This window comes from Halomonas sp. DP1Y21-3 (assembly GCF_019801245.1).
In the GTDB taxonomy this organism is placed as follows: Bacteria; Pseudomonadota; Gammaproteobacteria; order Pseudomonadales; family Halomonadaceae; genus Halomonas; species Halomonas litopenaei.
In genome coordinates this window covers 514,953-532,020 of sequence record NZ_JAHVJM010000002.1, presented here as the reverse complement: position 1 = coordinate 532,020, position 17,068 = coordinate 514,953, and the positions used below count along the sequence as shown (strand labels likewise).

16 protein-coding genes are annotated in these 17,068 nt (G+C 65.0%); 5 read left to right on the top strand and 11 right to left on the bottom strand.

Annotated features, from left to right (window positions below; genetic code table 11):
• Window positions 1–40: 40 nt before the first annotated feature.
• On the top strand, window positions 41–979 hold the full coding sequence (locus KUV74_RS07530) for a CorA family divalent cation transporter (RefSeq protein ID WP_052704205.1): 939 nt from the start codon (window positions 41–43) through the stop codon (window positions 977–979).
• A 99-nt stretch (window positions 980–1,078) separates the two neighbouring features.
• Here the strand turns inward: KUV74_RS07530 and KUV74_RS07525 are convergent, their stop codons facing one another.
• From KUV74_RS07525 to KUV74_RS07490, 8 genes are all read right to left on the bottom strand, one after another.
• The gene (locus KUV74_RS07525) at window positions 1,079–2,320 is read right to left on the bottom strand and encodes an MFS transporter (RefSeq protein ID WP_124803376.1); all 1,242 of its coding nucleotides are present in this window, start codon (window positions 2,318–2,320) and stop codon (window positions 1,079–1,081) included.
• Window positions 2,317–3,264, bottom strand: a complete 948-nt coding sequence (locus KUV74_RS07520; RefSeq protein WP_124803374.1) for a hydroxymethylglutaryl-CoA lyase — start codon at window positions 3,262–3,264, stop codon at window positions 2,317–2,319. Before KUV74_RS07520 ends, KUV74_RS07525 begins: the two co-directional genes overlap by 4 nt.
• Before the next feature lie 19 nt (window positions 3,265–3,283).
• Entirely contained in the window at window positions 3,284–3,832 is a 549-nt protein-coding gene (locus KUV74_RS07515; RefSeq protein WP_108132356.1) for a TRAP transporter small permease, read from the bottom strand.
• Window positions 3,833–3,839: 7 nt separating this feature from the next.
• Window positions 3,840–4,886 carry a TRAP transporter substrate-binding protein gene (locus KUV74_RS07510; protein ID WP_222516022.1) on the bottom strand — a complete coding sequence of 349 codons (1,047 nt, stop codon included), beginning with the start codon at window positions 4,884–4,886 and terminating at the stop codon, window positions 3,840–3,842.
• A gap of 68 nt (window positions 4,887–4,954) precedes the next feature.
• Window positions 4,955–6,247 (bottom strand): TRAP transporter large permease, encoded by a 1,293-nt coding sequence (locus KUV74_RS07505; RefSeq protein WP_045991076.1) that lies wholly within the window; start codon window positions 6,245–6,247, stop codon window positions 4,955–4,957.
• Window positions 6,248–6,299: 52 nt separating this feature from the next.
• Window positions 6,300–7,508, bottom strand: coding sequence for a CaiB/BaiF CoA transferase family protein (locus KUV74_RS07500; RefSeq protein WP_108449960.1), 1,209 nt, complete (start codon window positions 7,506–7,508; stop codon window positions 6,300–6,302).
• A gap of 73 nt (window positions 7,509–7,581) precedes the next feature.
• Window positions 7,582–8,283 (bottom strand): GntR family transcriptional regulator, encoded by a 702-nt coding sequence (locus KUV74_RS20965; RefSeq protein WP_108132359.1) that lies wholly within the window; start codon window positions 8,281–8,283, stop codon window positions 7,582–7,584.
• Window positions 8,284–8,545: 262 nt separating this feature from the next.
• Window positions 8,546–9,292 (bottom strand): Crp/Fnr family transcriptional regulator, encoded by a 747-nt coding sequence (locus tag KUV74_RS07490; protein WP_045991981.1) that lies wholly within the window; start codon window positions 9,290–9,292, stop codon window positions 8,546–8,548.
• Between the two features lie 178 nt (window positions 9,293–9,470).
• Here KUV74_RS07490 and thpD point away from each other — a divergent pair, with 178 nt between their 5' ends.
• The 3 genes from thpD to KUV74_RS07475 all read left to right on the top strand — a co-directional run bounded on the left by thpD (window position 9,471) and on the right by KUV74_RS07475 (window position 11,201).
• On the top strand, window positions 9,471–10,394 hold the full coding sequence (thpD, locus tag KUV74_RS07485) for an ectoine hydroxylase (RefSeq protein ID WP_108449962.1): 924 nt from the start codon (window positions 9,471–9,473) through the stop codon (window positions 10,392–10,394).
• 89 nt (window positions 10,395–10,483) lie between these two features.
• Window positions 10,484–10,693 (top strand): hypothetical protein, encoded by a 210-nt coding sequence (locus KUV74_RS07480; protein WP_108132360.1) that lies wholly within the window; start codon window positions 10,484–10,486, stop codon window positions 10,691–10,693.
• Window positions 10,694–10,847: 154 nt separating this feature from the next.
• Window positions 10,848–11,201, top strand: coding sequence for a DUF488 domain-containing protein (locus tag KUV74_RS07475; protein ID WP_045991984.1), 354 nt, complete (start codon window positions 10,848–10,850; stop codon window positions 11,199–11,201).
• 172 nt (window positions 11,202–11,373) lie between these two features.
• Here the strand turns inward: KUV74_RS07475 and KUV74_RS07470 are convergent, their stop codons facing one another.
• A complete protein-coding gene (locus KUV74_RS07470) occupies window positions 11,374–12,189 on the bottom strand; it encodes an acyl-CoA thioesterase (protein ID WP_108132364.1) in 816 nt (271 codons plus the stop codon).
• Between the two features lie 122 nt (window positions 12,190–12,311).
• On the opposite strand from KUV74_RS07470, the gene tadA reads away from it, so the two are divergent.
• Entirely contained in the window at window positions 12,312–12,764 is a 453-nt protein-coding gene (tadA, locus tag KUV74_RS07465) for a tRNA adenosine(34) deaminase TadA (protein WP_045991988.1), read from the top strand.
• Window positions 12,765–12,851: 87 nt separating this feature from the next.
• Here tadA and KUV74_RS07460 read toward each other — a convergent pair whose 3' ends face one another.
• Both KUV74_RS07460 and KUV74_RS07455 read right to left on the bottom strand, forming a co-directional pair.
• Window positions 12,852–14,906 carry a GGDEF domain-containing protein gene (locus KUV74_RS07460; protein ID WP_222516021.1) on the bottom strand — a complete coding sequence of 685 codons (2,055 nt, stop codon included), beginning with the start codon at window positions 14,904–14,906 and terminating at the stop codon, window positions 12,852–12,854.
• Window positions 14,907–15,026: 120 nt separating this feature from the next.
• The gene (locus tag KUV74_RS07455; RefSeq protein ID WP_222516020.1) at window positions 15,027–17,051 is read right to left on the bottom strand and encodes a sensor domain-containing diguanylate cyclase; all 2,025 of its coding nucleotides are present in this window, start codon (window positions 17,049–17,051) and stop codon (window positions 15,027–15,029) included.
• Between the last annotated feature and the right edge of the window lie 17 nt (window positions 17,052–17,068).

Here is a 17,068-nt window from a genome sequence, read left to right as displayed (position 1 = left end):
GCGGGCGCGGCCCGCCTGATGAACACCTGATGGAGCCTGCATGACCGCGCCTTTTTTCATCGACGCCTGGTCGTTTGGCCAGGAAGTCCGCCAGTTGCCCGAGCCAGCGCCTGGCCCGCTTCAGGCAGGCGCCTGGTACCACTTTCAGCGGGATGCCGAAGCCACCTGCGAGCGCCTCGAGCTGGCAGGAATCCCCGAATCCGCCATCGACGGCGTGCTGGCCGAGGACACCCGGCCGCGCTTCGAGACCCTCGGCGACGGCAACTTCCTGTTGATTCTGCGTGGGGTCAACCTCAACCAGGGCGAGCAGCCCGACGACATGCTCAGTATCCGCATCCTCTATTACGATGGGGTGCTGATTTCCACCCGCAAGCTGCCTTCCCGGGCCATCGCCGACATACGCCGTGAGCTCGAGCAGGGCAAGGGGCCTGACGATCTGGGAGCAGTGGTGGTGGATATCATCGAGAAGCTCCACGAGCGCATCGAGGATTTCGTCGAGCCCTTCGACGCCACCATCGCCGCCCAGGAAGAAGAGCCTGAGGCCGACAACACCGTCCTGATGTCGCTGAACAAGCGGTTGATCAAGCTGCGTCGCTTCCTCAAGCCCCAGCGCTACGCCATTGAAGCGATGATCGACAGCCTGCCACCGCTGCTTGCCGATGATCGATTCGATCTGGCCAATGCCCGCGACACCATCCAGCGAATCAACGAGTCGGTGGACTTCTATCTTGAGCACGTAGGCATGGTTCAGCAGTACCAGACCCACCAGCACACCGAAAAGGTCAACCGCAACACCTACCTGCTGTCGATCATCTCCGGCATCTTCCTGCCGATCAGCTTTCTGACCGGCCTGCTGGGCGTGAATATCGGCGGCATGCCTGGCGTCGACAATCCCATGTCCTTCGCCCTGTTCTGCACCTTCATGGTGGTGCTGGTGGCGGTGGAGCTGGTGGTGCTCAAGCGCTGGCGTTTTATCTAGGCCCCGTCAGCCACTTGAGCCAGCCGCTTGAGCCAGCCGCTTGAACCAGACGCTTCAGCGACCTTTGGCCGCCGAACGCTGGTCACACCGCGTCGACGGTTAGCCGGGAGCGGCGATGGCCCGTCGCGCCTTCAGCAGAAAGCCAAGGCCCACCAGGGCAAGTCCCGCCAACAGCCCGAACAGGGCGGTATAGCTGCCGAACAGCCCATGTAGCGCACCCAGCAGGGGTAGCCCGACAAGCACACCGCTGTAGGTCAGCACCAGGCAACCGCCGGCGGCGTCGGCCACCCGTTCGGCGGGGGCCAGACGGGTGATCTCGGCCATGAACACGCCGTTCCAGCCAAGCGCCGACAGGCTCATGAGGCACAGCACCGCGACCATTGCCCAGCGCGGCCAGTCGGCGTCCATGGTGGCGATGGCCAGGCCGCTACCGGCGCTCAGGCAGGCCAGCCCCATCAGGGTGATCAGGCGATCGTCGAGGATATCGCCGACAAGGCCCCACAGCACTCGGCCGATGATGCCGAAGACCTGGACCGCGGACATGGTGGCGCCGGCGACGACCAGGCCGACGCCCAGATCCTCGACCAGCAGCGCCACGGTGAAGGCCGAGACCGATAGCTGGATGGCTGAAAAGCAGAGACTCAAGAGGGCCAGGTAGCGCAGCGCCGGGCGCTGCCAGACGACCTGGAGACCGGCCAGGGGCGTGGTCAGCCAAGGAGTGCGAGGGTCGCGCTCGCGGTCCCAGTGATGGCGCTGCAACTGCAATAGCAGAATACCGATGACGGCGACCAGGAACAGGCAGCCCAGAGCCGCCTGCCAGCCGATGGCCAGCGCCAGGGCGGGGGCGACAAGGCCCGCCAGCACGCCACCGAAGGGCACCCCGGTCTGCTTGAGCGAGAACACCAGGCCCTGGCGGTGACGCGGAGTCACCCGAAACAGCAAAAGCGACGCAGAGGGGTTGGTCAGGCCATAGCCGAGCCCGGCGATCAGCGAGGCCAGGGCGAAGGTGGCCAGCGACGGCAGGGTCAGCAGCGCCGCGCCGCCGCCAAGCAGCCCCAGCGCCAGCTGGCTGACGCGACAGGGGCCATAGCGTCGGGTCAGCGGCCCACCGACCAGCGAGGTCAGCATGGCGCCACCGAAGATCAGGCTGACCTGGATACCCACGGTGGCGGTGGAAACTCCCAGCGAGTCCGCCAGGGTCGGCGCGATCGCCGAGGGAAACAGCGCCACCAGCGACGAGAAGGCCAGCACCAGGGTCGTTGCCAGCAGGGCGATACCGACCTGGGGAGGCGGAGAGGGTGGTGAAGAGGGAGCTGTAGAGGGCGCCGTCTGCTGGTTCATGCCCCCGCGTCTGCCCCGGCCAGGCCCTCACGTGGAACCCGGCGCAGGTGGCTTTCGGTCTTGCCGCCGGGCAGTGCCGCGATCAAGTCGGCCGCGTGCAGCAGCGCGCCAAGATCGATGTCACCTGCCATCCCGCCCCCCTGCAGGGCGTAGACCAGGTCTTCACTGGCGGTGTTGCCGGTGGCCCCCGGAGCGAAGGGACAACCGCCGAGTCCTGCGCAGGCGGCGTCGAGTGCGGTGGCACCGTGGCGGGCCGCGAACAGGGCGTTGGCCACGCCCATGCCGAAGGTGTCGTGGCCGTGGAACGCCCAGGACAGGGCGGGAGATCGGTGGCGCTCGGTCAGCTCGGTGAAGTGGTCCGCCACCTGGAAGGGTGTGGCGCGACCGGTGGTGTCGCACAGGGCGACTTCCACCGGCAACTCGCCGGTGATGGCGAGCGCCTTAGTGAGCACCTCATCGACCCGGCGCCAGTCGACCCTGCCGTCGAAGGGGCAGTCGAAGCTGGTGCCGAGGTCCAGGCGCAGGGCGGTGTTGCCCTTGGCGCGCACCGCCTCGACCACACGGGCGAAGGCCGCCAACGATTCATCCACCGACTGGCGCACATTGTTGCGGTTGTGCGCCTCGGACACCGAGACCACGTAGACCAGCTCGCTCACATCGTGTTCAAGCGCAAGCTCGGCTCCCTTGAGGTTGGGAACAAGCGCGGAGAATCTCACATCGCGGCGATGGGCGAAGGCGCGGATCAGCTCGCCGGTGTCCGCCATCTGCGGAATCGCCCGGGGGCTGACGAAGGAGCCGATCTCCATGCGTCGGATGCCGGCGTCGAGCAGCGCCTGGATGACCTCGATCTTGCGCTCTGTCGGCAGCGGATCGGCGATCGACTGGAAGCCGTCGCGCGGGGCGACCTCGACCAGTTCGATCGGGGCGGGTGACGTGGTGGTCATGCGGGAGTCTCCGTCGGGTTCAAGGGTGGGTGGCATCGATGTGATCGGAGCCGTCCGGCGGCGGCAGTGGGGCGCCGCGGGAAAGGCTCGCCAGGGTGTCGATCAGAAACTGAAGGCCGAGTGCGGTGAAGCCGATCGGCAGCAGCGCGTAGGGGATGCCCATGGGGGTGCCGAGGGCGCTGGACACCCGTTCGCCGTACTCGAAGGCCTGGGCCGCCATCAGATAACCGCGCCAGGCGAGGATCGCGCAGAACGTCATCCCGGCAAGACCAGTGAACACTTCCAGCAGGCGACGCGCCTTGGCGGGAAGCTTGTCCTTGAAGAAGGTGATACGGATATGGGCGTCGAAGCGTTGGGCCTCGGCGGCGCCCATCACCGCCAGATACACCAGCAGGAAGGAGTTGATCTCCAGGCTCCAGTGGGTGGGGGCGGAGAAGGCGTAGCGCATGACAGTGTCGTAGCAGATCGACACCGTCATGAACACCAGCACCGCCATCGAGGCCAGGCGCAGGATGGCGAGTACGCCATCCCAGCCCTTGAGGGGGATCCTCTGTGCGTGCGCTTTCATGGCGACCTCAGGCCTGTCCCAGCGCGAGCTTGATGGCACGTTCGCCGAGTTCCTCACCGACCTCGCCTTTCCAGTGGTCCCATACCTTGTGGGTGGCCTCGTTGAAGGCGGCCAGATCCTCGTCGCTGGGGGCGATGATCTCGACGTTCTCCTCGCGCACCTGAGGCCAGTACTCGTTGGGATAGATATCGTCGTTGCAGTGGCTGATGAAGTTCTCGTCGTACCAGCGGGCGGCATCTTCGAGGATCGCACGGCTGTCGTCGTCGAGGCTGTCCCAGCGGTCACGCAGCATGAAGGGCGCCACCGAGAAGCCGGTGATCGGCAGCTGGTAGCACACGTCCACCTGCTCCTGCAGGCTGCGCCCGATGATGGTGGAGATATTGAACACGCCGGCGTCCACGGTACCGCGCTGCAGCGCCATGTAGGTCTCGGACGAAGGAATGCGCACCGCACCGATGTCGTAGGCCTCCAGCGCCGAGGTGGCCTCGAAGCTGACCACCCTGACCTTCTTGCCGCGAATGTCCTCGAGGCTGCGCACCGCGTTGTCCTGGGTGCTCCAGATGTATTCGGGCTCGAGGATGCCGCCGCCGGAGGTCAGCATGTAGAGGTTTTCCTTGGCCAGCTCCTCATTGATCAGGTCGAACAGCGGGCTGCCCTGACGCAGCCGCTCGGGGTGGCGGTACAGCTCGCCGACGACACCGGGCAGCCCGGTGATGCCGAGGATCGGCAGCGAGCGGGTGATGTAGGAGGTGGTGTGGAACATGAAGTCGATATTACGCGAGCGCAGCGCGGGAAGCTGTTCGTCGGCCTTGAGCAGCTGGCCCGAGTCGTAGAAATCGACCTCAAGCACGTCGCCGCCGTTGTCGCGCAGGTAGTTGACGAAGCCGGCGGAGCCGTAGGTCAGCGCCTTGTAGGACGGTGGCAGGTAGGTCACGCCGGTGAAGGTGGCGGCGGCGCGGGCATGGCGTGGCATCAGCGCCTGGGGGCCCAGCAGCGAGGCCCCTGCGGTGGCGAAGGCGGTGGTCTTGAGCAGTTGGCGGCGGGTCAGGTTCATGGGAATGTCTCCGTCTTGTCATTGTCGTTGTTGCCCCTGGCCAGCGGGGCGAGTGAATCGGGGCCCCTTCAGTGCATCAGGCTCGGTAGCCACAGGCTGATGCTGGGGAAGAACACGAACAGCATCAGCACCAGGAACTGCACCGCCACGAAGGGCAGCGCGCTCTTGATGATCTCCTCCACCGACAGCTCCGGGCAGACCCCCCTGAGCGCGTAGAGGTTTAGCCCTACCGGCGGGGTGATCACCGCGATCTCCAGGTTCAGCACCATGACGATGCCGAACCACAGGGGGTCATAGCCCATGGCCTGGATCAGCGGCAGCAGCACCGGCGTGGTGACCACGATCAGCGAGACCGCATCGACGATCATGCCGAGCAGGATCAGCAGCAGCATGACCGCCAGCAGGATCGCCCAGTCCGGCAGGCCCGAGGCGGTCAGCGATTCGGTCAGCAGCTGCGGCACCCGCACCATGTTGAGGTAGTCGCCGAAGATCTTGGCGCAGCCGATGATCAGCAGGATGGCGCCGCTGACTCGTGCGGTGCTGGCCAGGATGCGGCCGAAGGAGGCAAGCGTCAGGCAGCGGAAGATCAGCGCGGCGATCACGAAGGCGCCAAAGGCGCCGATGCCGGCGGCCTCGCTGGGGGTGGCCAGTCCAGAATAGATAGAGCCAAGCACCACCAGCACCAGCAGGGCGGCGTGCCAGATGTGGGCAAGGCTGGCGAAGCGCTCGCGCCAGCTGAAGCGTTGCTCGACGCTGGGCGCTTCCTCGGGCTTCAGACTCACCCGGATAAAGATGTAGAGCGACAGCGCCAGGGCCAGTACCACCCCGGGGACGATACCGCCGATGAACAGGTCGGCCACCGATACGCTGGCCACGGCGCCATAGATGATGAAGGGCACACTGGGCGGGATCAGCATCGCCAGGGCGCCGGCGCTGACCACCGCACCGGCGGCCAGCGAGCGGCTGTAGCCGCGCTCGAGCATCTGCGGTACGGCGATCGAACCGACCGCGGCGACGCCGGCCAGGCTCACCCCGGACACCGCGCCGAACACCGCCGAGGCACCCACCGAGGAGATCGCCAGGCTACCCCTGAGCCAGTGCAGCCACCTCACCGCCGCCTGGAACAGGTTGCTGCCCACCGGCGTAGCACCGAGCAGGTTGCCCATCAATATGAACAGCGGCAGGGCAATCAATTCGAAGGCATTGAGCTGGCCAAACAGCGACGACGGCGCGAAGAAGAACGCCATGGAGCCCCGGGCCATGTACAGGCCGGCGAGCCCGGCCAGCCCCAGGGACAGAAAGATCGGCAGGCCGACGGCGATCAATACGATCAGCAGCGCCAGGACGAGTAGGGGTTCCATGCAAGAGCCTCTAGGTTGTTGTTGTCGGCAGAGTGGTCGCTGGTTGGCGGAGCTAGATCACGCTGTCCTTGCGCAGGGCATCGATGCTGTTGTGGTCGAGTTCCAGCCAGTCGCCGAGCACCGCTTCGGTGTGTTCGCCCAGGGCCGGACCGACCTGGCGTACCTTGCCAGGCGTCTGCGACAGCCGCGGAAAGACGTTCTGCATCGGCAGCGGCTTGCCGTGGCGGTCCGGCACCTCGACGATGGAGCCGCGCTCCTTGATGTGTTCGTCTTCGAGCATGTCCTTGGCGGTGTACACCAGGCCCGCCGGGACACCGGCGTCGGCCAGCAGGTCGACGATATGCTGGGCATCGTGGTGGGCGGTCCAGGCGGCGATCAGCTCGTCGATGGCCTGCTGGTTCTCGCCTCGCGCGCGATGGTCGGCATAGTCCGGATGATCGGCCAGGGTGGGCTGACCCATGGCCTCGCACAGCCGGCGGAAGACGGTGTCCTGATTGGCGCCGATGATGACGTCCCGGCCGTCCCTGGCGGGATAGGCGTTGGACGGCGCGATCTTGGGCAGGAAGCTGCCTGCGCGCTCACGGATCTTGCCGGCCCGGGCGTAGTCGGGGATCAGGCTCTCCATCATCGCCATCACGGCCTCGAAGATGGCACTGTCCACCACCTGGCCACGCCCGGTCTTCTCGCGCTGGTGCAGCGCCAGCAACGCGCCCATGGCGCCCTGGACCCCGGCCAGGGTGTCGCCCAGCGAAATCCCCACCCTGACCGGGGGGCGGTCCGGGTAGCCGCTGATGTAGCGCAGCCCGCCCATGGCTTCGCACACCGCCGCGAAGCCGGCACGCGACGCGTAGGGGCCGTCCTGGCCGAAGCCGGTGACCCGCACCATGATCAGCCCCGGGTTGTCGGCCGATAGGCTCTGGTAGTCCAGGCCCCAGCGCTCCATGGTGCCGGGGCGGAAGTTTTCGATCAGCACGTCGGCCTTGGCCGCCAGTCGCCGCAGCAGGTCCTGGCCCTCGGGCTTGCGCAGGTCGAGGGTCAGCGATTGCTTGTTGCGGGCGATCACGTTCCACCACAACGGTTCGCCGCTCTCGTCGGTCTGGCCCCATTGGCGCATGGCGTCGCCCTTGCCCGGTGGCTCGATCTTGACCACCTGGGCGCCGAAGTCGGCCAGTACCTGGCCGCAGGTGGGCCCGGCGATAAGCTGGCCGAGTTCGAGCACCTTGAGGTCGTCCAGCGGGAGTGAGGCGATAAGCTCGTTCATGTTGGAGGTCCGTGGTCAGAGGTCGAGGGTGGAAGATGAAGGGTGAAACGCAAAAAGGGCCGCGTCGGGAGGATCACGGGGGCGATGAGGTCGCGGTCGAGGTGTCGACGGTCACGTGCAGTACCCGCGCGGCCAGCAGATGGGCGCGCATCACGTTCTCCGCCCAGGCGGCGTTGCCGGCGCCGATGGCGATCAGCATCTCGCGGTGGTGCTGCATGCTGCGCTTGAGCGCCGAGCGGTCGTAGCTGGCGAAATTACGTCGGATGATCGAGGTACGCACCACGCTCTCGAGGATCTGGGCCAGACGCTGGTTGTCGCTGGCCTGGATCAACAGGCGGTGAAACTCGTGGTTGAGCGAGGCCAGCTCGCTGTGGCCCGCACCATCGAGGGGGCTCTCGGTCAGGGCCTCCATGCGCGAGGCCAGGTCATCCAGATGGGCGAGGGTGTCAGCGTCGATGTGTCGGCAGGCGAGTCCGACCGCCATGGGTTCGAGTACCAGGCGCAGTTCGAACACTTCACGGGCGTCCTTTTCGGTCCACTCGGCCACCCTGGCGCCCTGATGGGGGATGGCCTCGAGCCAGCCCTCGGAGACCAGCTCCCGCAGTGCCTCGCGGACCGGGGTACGGCTAACCTCGAGTTCCCGGGCAACCGCCGCCTCACGCACGAATTCGAGCGGTCGATAGGCGCCGTCGAGGATGCGTTGCTTGATGGCTTCATGGACCTGGGCGGTGGCCGTGCGGGCACCGCTGGCTTCGAGCGGGGTGGTCGGAGTCACGAGGAAATCTCTTACATTGCATACAATCGTAAGAGTAGAGGGCTTTATAGCTGGGCGAAGTTAGACTTTTGGTCGAAATTGCATGCAGCGGCTGGTGATTCCCCGGTGGTGGACCAGTCCTAGGCGCTGTCCGAAAAGTCGACGAGCGAAGGTTAGACAAGGCAAAAATCGGTGAGAAAGCGCAGTTTACGGGGTGTAAATGAGCATTTTGATCCGATTTTTAACGCCGTATTACCGAGCGCAGGCACTTTTAAGACAAGCCCTAGCCCACCGCGTCGTTGGCCGCGAATACGCTGTCGGCCAGGTAGCGTTCGTCGAACTGGCCGGCATCGGCCAGGGCGGCCGGATCAGGCAGCAGCAGACGATGACGGTTTCGGTGCAGCAGGCCCTCCTCGTCGAGTGCGCTGAAGGTGCGACTGACGTGCACAGGACTCAGCCCCAGCACGTCGGCCAGCATTTCCTGGGACAGTGGCAGACGGATGCTGTGGTCTTCCTGGCGGCCGGCGGTCTTGGCCAGGCGCTCGTACATTTCCATGATGAAGTGAGCCAGCTTCTGTCTGGCGCTGCGTCGCGACAGATTGACCAGGCGCTCGGTCAGCAGCACCTGCTGGCGGCTGGCCATGGCGAAGAGGATCGAGGTCAGGGTGGTCGACTGTTGAAAGATGTCGGTCAGACGGGCGTGGGGGAAGCGGCAGATGGTGCCGTCCTCGATCATCTGGACGCCGGTAAGACGCTGATGAAAGGCGTATTCGCGTAGCCCGATCACGTCGCCAGGGAGGTAGACCTCCAGGATCTGGCGCGCGCCGTCTTCCAGCTGCCGGTAGGAGAAGGCCCAGCCCTGGCTCAGGGTGAAGAAGTCCTGGGCAGGATCGCGTTCCTCCCAAAGGCTATCGCCGGCCTTGACCTCCAGCGGTGACTTCTCGAGCGCGCCCAGCAGCTGGCGATCGCCATCGCTGAGCGGGTGATAGTGGCGAAAATGCTTGACGATGCAGCTGTCCCGGTTCGACACGGCAAGGCTCCTTGCACGACAGGCTCGATGGAGAATGCGTATTAGGGGTTTACGTTAACTCAGGTTATGTCGGCGCGGTAGATACAGGCCCAGGATGGGGGTCCATCGCCGAGGTCGGTCAAGGCACAGCGTCTCCGGTCACGGCGATCCATTCTGGAATCGTTACGGAGGCGGAGTCATGACTTACGCACCCAACCAACTGTCGATCCGTTCGGATGATGGCTATCCCACACGCCTCGACGCGCCAATGGGCAATATCGCCCGCCATTGCCCGGTCGTCCATGCGACGCCCGAGCAGCGCCAGGCCGGGCCGCTCGACGAGCAGGAGCTGGCCGCATTCGAAGAACGTGGCTTTCTCTGGTTCGACAGCTTCTTCGAGGCCGACGACATTGAGCCCTTCTTCGATGAGCTAAGCGCCATGGAGCGCGATCCCGAGCTGACCGGCAGCGACAAGGTCATCACCGATCCTGTCTCTGGCGCCATTCGTTCGGTGTTCGGCATGCACGAATTGTCCGAGCGCTTCGATCGCCTGACCCGCTCGCCGCGGCTTCTGAAGATCGTCGAGCAGCTGCTCGGGGGCGGTGTCTACGTGCACCAGTCGCGGATCAACGACAAGGCCGGCTTCCAGGGCAGTGGCTTCGACTGGCACTCGGACTTCGAGACCTGGCACGCAGAAGACGGCATGCCCGGCATGCGCGCGCTGAGTGTCTCGCTGATGCTCACCGACAACGGCGAGTTCAACGGACCGCTGATGCTGGTGCCGGGGTCCCATCGCCAGTTTGTCCCCACCGTGGGACGCACCCCGGACCAGAACTGGGAGACCTCGCTCAAGGCGCAGCACATCGGTGTACCGACCCGGGAGCAGCTGGGGCCGATCATCGAACAGCAGGGCATCGAGGCACCCAAGGGGCCGGCCGGGTCGATTCTGCTGTTCGACTGCAACGCGCTGCATGCGTCCAACAGCAACCTGTCACCGTGGCCGCGCTCCAACCTGTTCTTCGTCTACAACAGCGTCGACAACCGCCTGGTCACTCCCTTCGGCGCCAAGTCCCCACGGCCCGAGCACCTGGCGGCGCGCGAGCGCACGCCAGCACTGGGATGATCAGGCGCCAGCCAATGTCGGTAGATGGCTTCGCCCTTGGGCGTGGCCGCTCCCCATCAAGAGAAAAGAGCCATCAAGAGGAAGCCCCCATGCACATTGGCGACACCCTGCTGATTGCCCGTGATCTGGTCATGGTAGCCGAGGACCAGTTGTCCTCGGGTAACACCGCCGAGATCATCGATACCTCGGCCCTGGTCGAAGGTGACGGTGACGACATACGTCTGCCGCGCTATCGGGTACTGATCGACGAGGTGGGGGAGCGGGATTGCTCCTGCACCATTCTCGAACGCCTCGAATAGTCGGACGCTGGCGCCTGGTCTGATTGTCTCATTGGCATCGGCATCGGCATCGGCATCGGCATCGGCATCGGCTGCGACTGCCAAAGCCACACGGGGTGACGGCCGGGCCATGCGTCTGTTAAGGATGGAGCACATTCTCGGACGTGGAGGCACGATGACGATTCAGCTCAAGCGGGCCTACGATGCGCCCGCCGACAACGACGGCTATCGGGTGCTGGTGGACAGGCTCTGGCCGCGGGGGATCGCCAAGGACGAGGCGCGTATCGATGAATGGATCAAGGAGGCCGCTCCCAGTGATGACCTGCGCAAGGCCTTTCACAGCGAAGCACTGGGCTGGGGCGAGTTTCGTCAGCGCTATCTGGCTGAGCTGAAGGAGCAGAGGGAAACGCTCAGACCCCTGGCCGAGCGCAGCCAGCAGCACAAGGTAACCCTGGTGTTTTCCTCGAAGGATGAGACCCACAACAACGCCGTGGTGCTCAAGGACTATCTGGCCATGCTGACCGGGTGACATTCGGGCGGACCACCGGGCATCACGGCCTCGAACCTCCGACCCACGCATTACGAATGCGTTGCTCTACCTGCTGAGCTACACCGGCTTGACACCACCTTCTCGATCACACCGGGCCTACCGCCAGCCCGGCTAGCGGGGTTTCCAGGCGTCCCTGATGGCCTCCCGTGCGCTAGTCCCGGGGCTCCCTCAGGCGTGTCAGGCCTTCCTGGGCGCTGGAGGCCACCAGTTCGCCTTTTCGATTGTAGATGCTGCCACGAGCCAGGCCTCTGGCGCCGCCGGCCCAAGGGCTGTCCATGTCGTACAGCAGCCAGTCGTTGACGGCCACGTCCTGGTGAAACCACAGCGAGTGGTCGAGGCTGGCGATCTGCAGCTTGGGGTCGCCGAAACGGATGCCATGGGGCACCAGGGCGGTGGTCAGCAGGTTGAAATCCGAGCTGTAGGCGAGCAGGTAGCGATGCAGAGCGGGGTCATCGGGCAGCTCGCCATTGAGCCGGAACCACAACCGCTTGCGTGCGGGCGCGCCGTCCTCGGCGGTGTCTTCCACATGGCGAAATTCGATCGGGTGGCCGGGGAAGCGCAGGATCTCGTCGCTGTCGCCGGGCTCTGTTGCCTCGAGGGCGGGCATGCTGGCCTGGTGGCTCAGGCTGTGTTCCTGGCCATGGAAGGAAGCGCTGCAGAAGAAGATCGGACGGCCCTTCTGGATCGCGGTGATGCGGCGGGTGGTGAAGCTGCCTCCGTCACGAACGCGGTCGACCTGATAGACCACCGGCATGGCGGCGTCGCCGGGACGCAGGAAGTAGCCGTGCAGCGAGTGCACCTGACGCTCCGCCGCGACGGTCTGGGTGGCTGCCGACAGCGCCTGGCCCAGTACCTGGCCGCCGAACAGCTGGGGAAGCCCCAGGTCCTGGCTGCGTCCACGAAACAGGTTCTCTTCCAGCATTTCCAGGCCCAGCAGGTCTACCAGACCCTTCAAGGCGTCCGACATTCGCGTATCCTCCTTGCGCCGGGGTAGCCCGGCTAGTCGATGGCGGTGACACGGTGGCGATTGCCGTGCCCGCGACAATGGTTCAGCATTTGCCTGGGCTCAGTGTACGGGAGTGCAACACCTTGCGCAGTGACGAATTTTACATGCATCGAGCGCTGGAACTGGCCGAGCGGGCGGCCCAGGCAGGAGAGGTGCCGGTCGGTGCGGTGGTGGTGGACGCGGCCGGAGAGATCATCGGACGCGGCGCCAATGGCCCCGTGGCGAGCCATGATCCCAGCGCCCATGCCGAGGTTCAGGCGCTCAGGGACGCCGGGGTGAGCCTGTCGAACTATCGGCTCGAGGGCTGCACGCTGTACGTGACGCTGGAACCCTGCATGATGTGCTCCGGGGCCATCATCCACGCCAGGATCCGGCGTCTGGTCTACGGTGCCGCGGAGCCTCGTTCCGGCATGGTCGAGTCCCGAGCCAACCTGTTCGCCCAGCCCTGGCACTTCCACCAGGTGGAGGTCGAAGGTGGGGTGCTGGCGAGCCGAGCCTCTCGCCTGCTCAAGACGTTTTTTGCCGAGCGCCGATGAGCCTTTGCCGAAGCGCAAAGCACTGAGGCAACGTCGGCGGTGCAGACCAGGGTACTCAAGACTCCCGTTATAGGCGTCGAGCCTCGTTCAGGCGGTGAAGGGCGGTGTGTCCAGGTCCGATGCGCCGTCGACGGTATCCACGAAAAGCTCGACCCGGTCGCGTCCCTGGTGCTTCGCTGTATAGAGCGCCTGGTCCGCCTGCTGTATCAGGCGTGCCAGATCTAGCGGTGCCTGGTCCTGGCATGCCACCCCCAGGCTGATGGTCAGTGGCGTGCCGTCGTGATGAGCCAGCGGTGCCTGTCGGACGGCACGCCGCAGACGCTCGGCCACAGCGCTGGCTTCGGCTAGCCGTCCTTCGGGAATGATCACCAGAAACTCTTCCCCGCCGTAGCGCCCCAGCAGGCCGTCATCCCCCAGGGTCTCCTGTGCAAGTCGACCTACCGCCTTGAGCACTCTGTCGCCTTCGGCATGGCCGAGGCAGTCGTTGATGCGCTTGAAGTGGTCGATGTCGACAAGAATAACGCTAAGGGGCAAGCGCGCCCGCCAGGTCTGGGCGGTGGCCTGAAGGTGACGTCGGTTCGGCAGACCGGTGAGTTCGTCGTGGTCGGCGAGCCAGCTGAGTTGCTGCTGCAGGCGATGGCGAGTGCGGACCTCGCGGCGAAGGTCTCCGTTGGAGCGTGCAAGCGCACGATGCTGGGAGGCCATCTGGTGCTGGCTGAACAATGTCAGATAGAGGAACTGGCTGAACAGCAGACCCAGCATCAGGGTGACAGCCGGAAGACGGCTGCGCAGGCGCGTCAGCAATCGGGTATCGGGGCGCAAGGTCAGCTCGAGCGGTAGATAGGCTGTGTCGACTGTCACCGCCTTATTGTCGGGTCGATGCAGGGGAATGGCGTCGAGGGGAACAGATACTGTCCACGGGGCCGGATGCCCCTCCATGGGCCATTCCTTGATCAGACGGTTGTGGTAGGTAAGTCGGACCTGCAGGCTCCCCGCCCCCGAGGGGGGATGCGTATACATATTCTCGGCCATGGCTGACAGTGACAAGGTCGCTGCCAAGTGCCCGAGCAGCTTTCCACCGGGACGGCGAATCGGTAGCGAGAGCGTGATCTTCATCGTCGGTGCAGGAGCGTCGATGGCGAGGGTAGTGATCTGGGCCTCCGGGGGGAGCACCGCGGCAGGTTGAGGCATATCAGTGGGCCTGGGGACGACTGTGGTCGCGGGGCTTCGCACATTGCCGCCGGTCACTTCGACGTAGCGCAGCGTCGCAAGGTAGGGGAAGAGGTCGCGAAGAGGTCGCGTCAGGTGCTGCCAGCGTTCGGTAGAGGGCGGGAGCGGCGATTGTTCGAGGAAAACCTGCAAATGTTGCAGGGAGTGTCGAAAGTCATTGAATTCGCTAGCCAGGCGTTCCTCCATGGCACGGCCTTCGCGCTGTCCTAGATATTGCAGTTCGCCATCGGCCTGAATCTCCAGGTACTGCCAAAGTGCCAGGGTCATCACGACCAGAAGTGTCGAAGGCCAAAGCCCACGCCTGAGGCTGTCGCGGGTGGGACGCCAGCCGCTTACCACGCCCACCCACTGGCCGGCCAGCAACAGGCCGAGGACGGCGGTGACGGTGAGCGAGTGGGCGTGCAGCAGTGCCGCTGAAGGCAACCAGTGATGCAGTGGTGTCTGGTCCAGCAGCAACAGCAGCAAGCAGGACATGTGGAGCAAGGGGACGCCCAGGCTCGAGCGCGTGCGCGCCAGTATCCCCAGGGTCAGCAGCGTCAGCACGACCAGTTCGACCAGCGGCGGGCGCCAGTCCAGCAGAGTCGAAGGTGTTGTCAGCCAACGGAAGGGTTCGGACAGGCGCTCCAGTGACAGCCAGTCTTCCGGTGCACAGGTGCCGAATAGCAGAGTGACCAGGCACAGACACAGTGGCCATAGCACCAGGGCACTGGTGAAGACCCCCTTGCGTGTCCATCGCCATTGACCGATGGCTACGATAAGGGCCAGCGCCAGGGTCGTCTGATTCGCTGGCAGAGACGCTACCCGCGTATCGAGCACGGTGAGGGAGGCGACTGCCAGCACCAGGGCGAGCAGGGTCAGCCCTTGGCTCAATAGCCGGTAGTGACGAACAACGGGTGTCGAGGTGTACCACATTCAGGCGTTCCAACCCTGGCGGCTCGCGGCCTGACTGGCCGCGCTACGACCAGCTTACCCAGGCGCTGAACGAGGCTCAGGAAGAAGTGCGCCGCCTCGCGCCAGTGGGATTGACCTGAGTCAGGAGTGCAACAGACCGCTGGGCTCTGTGGCCTCGCTGGGCTCGGCAGCGGGCTTCGCCTCGGCGATCTCCACCCGATTGCGGCCCAGCCGCTTGGCACGATACAGCGCCATATCCGCTCGATGCAGCAAGTCCCTTGGCACAACGGGGCCGTCGGTCTGGGTGATCAGGCCGATACATACCGTCATGGGACTGCCGTCTTCGTGTTGTACGCCGCAGGCCTGCACCTCTCGCCTCAGGTGTTCTGCCCAGGCATGTACCCAGGCGATATCGCCCTGTGGCAGATAGACCACGAATTCCTCGCCGCCGTAGCGGGCCAGCACGCCACCCTGTGGAAGCAGTTTCTGCGCGCAGGCGGCGAAGCGCTTGAGTGCCTGGTCTCCGGCTTGATGGCCTTGTTGGTCGTTGATGCGCTTGAAATGGTCGAGGTCACATAACAGCAGACTGAGAGGGTTCTGTCCGGCGTTCGTCGGCAGGCTGGCGAGAAAGGTGCGTCGATTGGCCAGGCCCGTGAGGTCGTCGTGTCCTGCCAGCCATTCGATGTTTTTCTGCAGGCGTGAACGACGCCGCATCTCTCGGCGTAGTTCGAGATTGGTATCGGCAATCTGGCGGTGCTGCTGGCGCTGCCGATGGCGGCTGAACAACAGCAGGTAGAGCAGCAGAGCCATGATCAGGCCGGTGCACAGCGTTGAACTCGGATAGTGCAGCTTCAGGTGCTCCAGCAAACGGCGGTTGGGGCTGAGCTCCAGGCTCAGGGTATGGGACAGCAGACGAACGTCGCTGACGAGCCTCCAGGGCGAATTAGCCGCTGACGTCGGTACCCGCCATAGGGTGCTGTCGCCGTCTTTCAATGTCAGCGTCATGGCGTCCGGTATATCGGCGAGCGCGGGCAGGAGATTGGAAGCTAAGGCGTCGAGGCTGAAGACCATGGCGACCGAACCCAGCAGCCTATCACCATCCACCGTGTGTATCGGCAGAAAGTGGATGATGCCCCAGCCTCCATCGGGCAGTGGCAGGATATCCGATGACACCGCGTCGCGCTGGTGAAAGCTCTGCTGCAGCACTTCCATCAGTGGCTGGTCGAGGGCTCCATCCAGCAAGCGCATGCCCGGGTAGGCCTGGTGCCAGTTGTCGTCGGGATAGAGGTGCTCGACCCGTCCGGAGGGATCGATCAGGGCCAGCAGGGGCAGTTCCGGGAAGTCGTTCATAAAGCTCTGGGCTTCGTGGCGCCACATCGATGCCGAGGGCAGGCGTTGATCGATCTCCCAGACCAGATGGAAGCGATGCATGGCTCGAAGGGTGTCGTCGATGCGGTCTGTCATCGTTGCCGACAGGCGATCGGTCTCCCGCTGGGCACGTTCGAATAGCTGTCGATTGGCCTCGCTGTCCTGCTGGCACCACAGCAGAACCGTTGCCGTGGCAATAAGAAGACCGGGGCCCAGGGCGCGCAACAGGCTCGCCTGGTTATGGCGCCAGCCGGTCACCACCGCCAGGAACTGGGTCAGCAACAGCAGCCCGCTGCCCGCCAGCGCCCAGGGCCCCGCGGGTGGGGTCAGTGGTGGCAAGGCCTCGGGTGATGTCACCTGGTAGGCCAGGGTCCCCCACAGCAGGACGGCGATGGCGTGCAGCAAGGGGGTGCCCAGGCTGGCACGGGTGCGCAGGGCAAGACTCAAGGCCAGGCACGCCAGCAGCAGGCTGTCGGCCAACCCCGGCCACTGCCAGGAAAGGCGTGGGTGGCCAGTATCGAGCGGCGCCGGTGGATCGAAAGTCGCCAGAGACAGCCAGCCCTGGGGCAGGGTTTCGCCGGCCACGCCGATCAGCAGAGCGGCCAACACCGCCACCACCAGCGTCAGACTCAAGCCCAGCCGCTGGCGATACCAGGCCAGTTGAGCAAGACCGATCAAGCCGCCCAGGACCAGGGTGGGCAAGGTGGTCGAGGCGGTAGTCCCGGCGAGGCTGGCGCAGAGCCCCGCAATGTACAGTGCCAGGGACAACAGTGTCAGCGGGATTCTGAGACGTAGCATGTACCCACTTTTCAGGC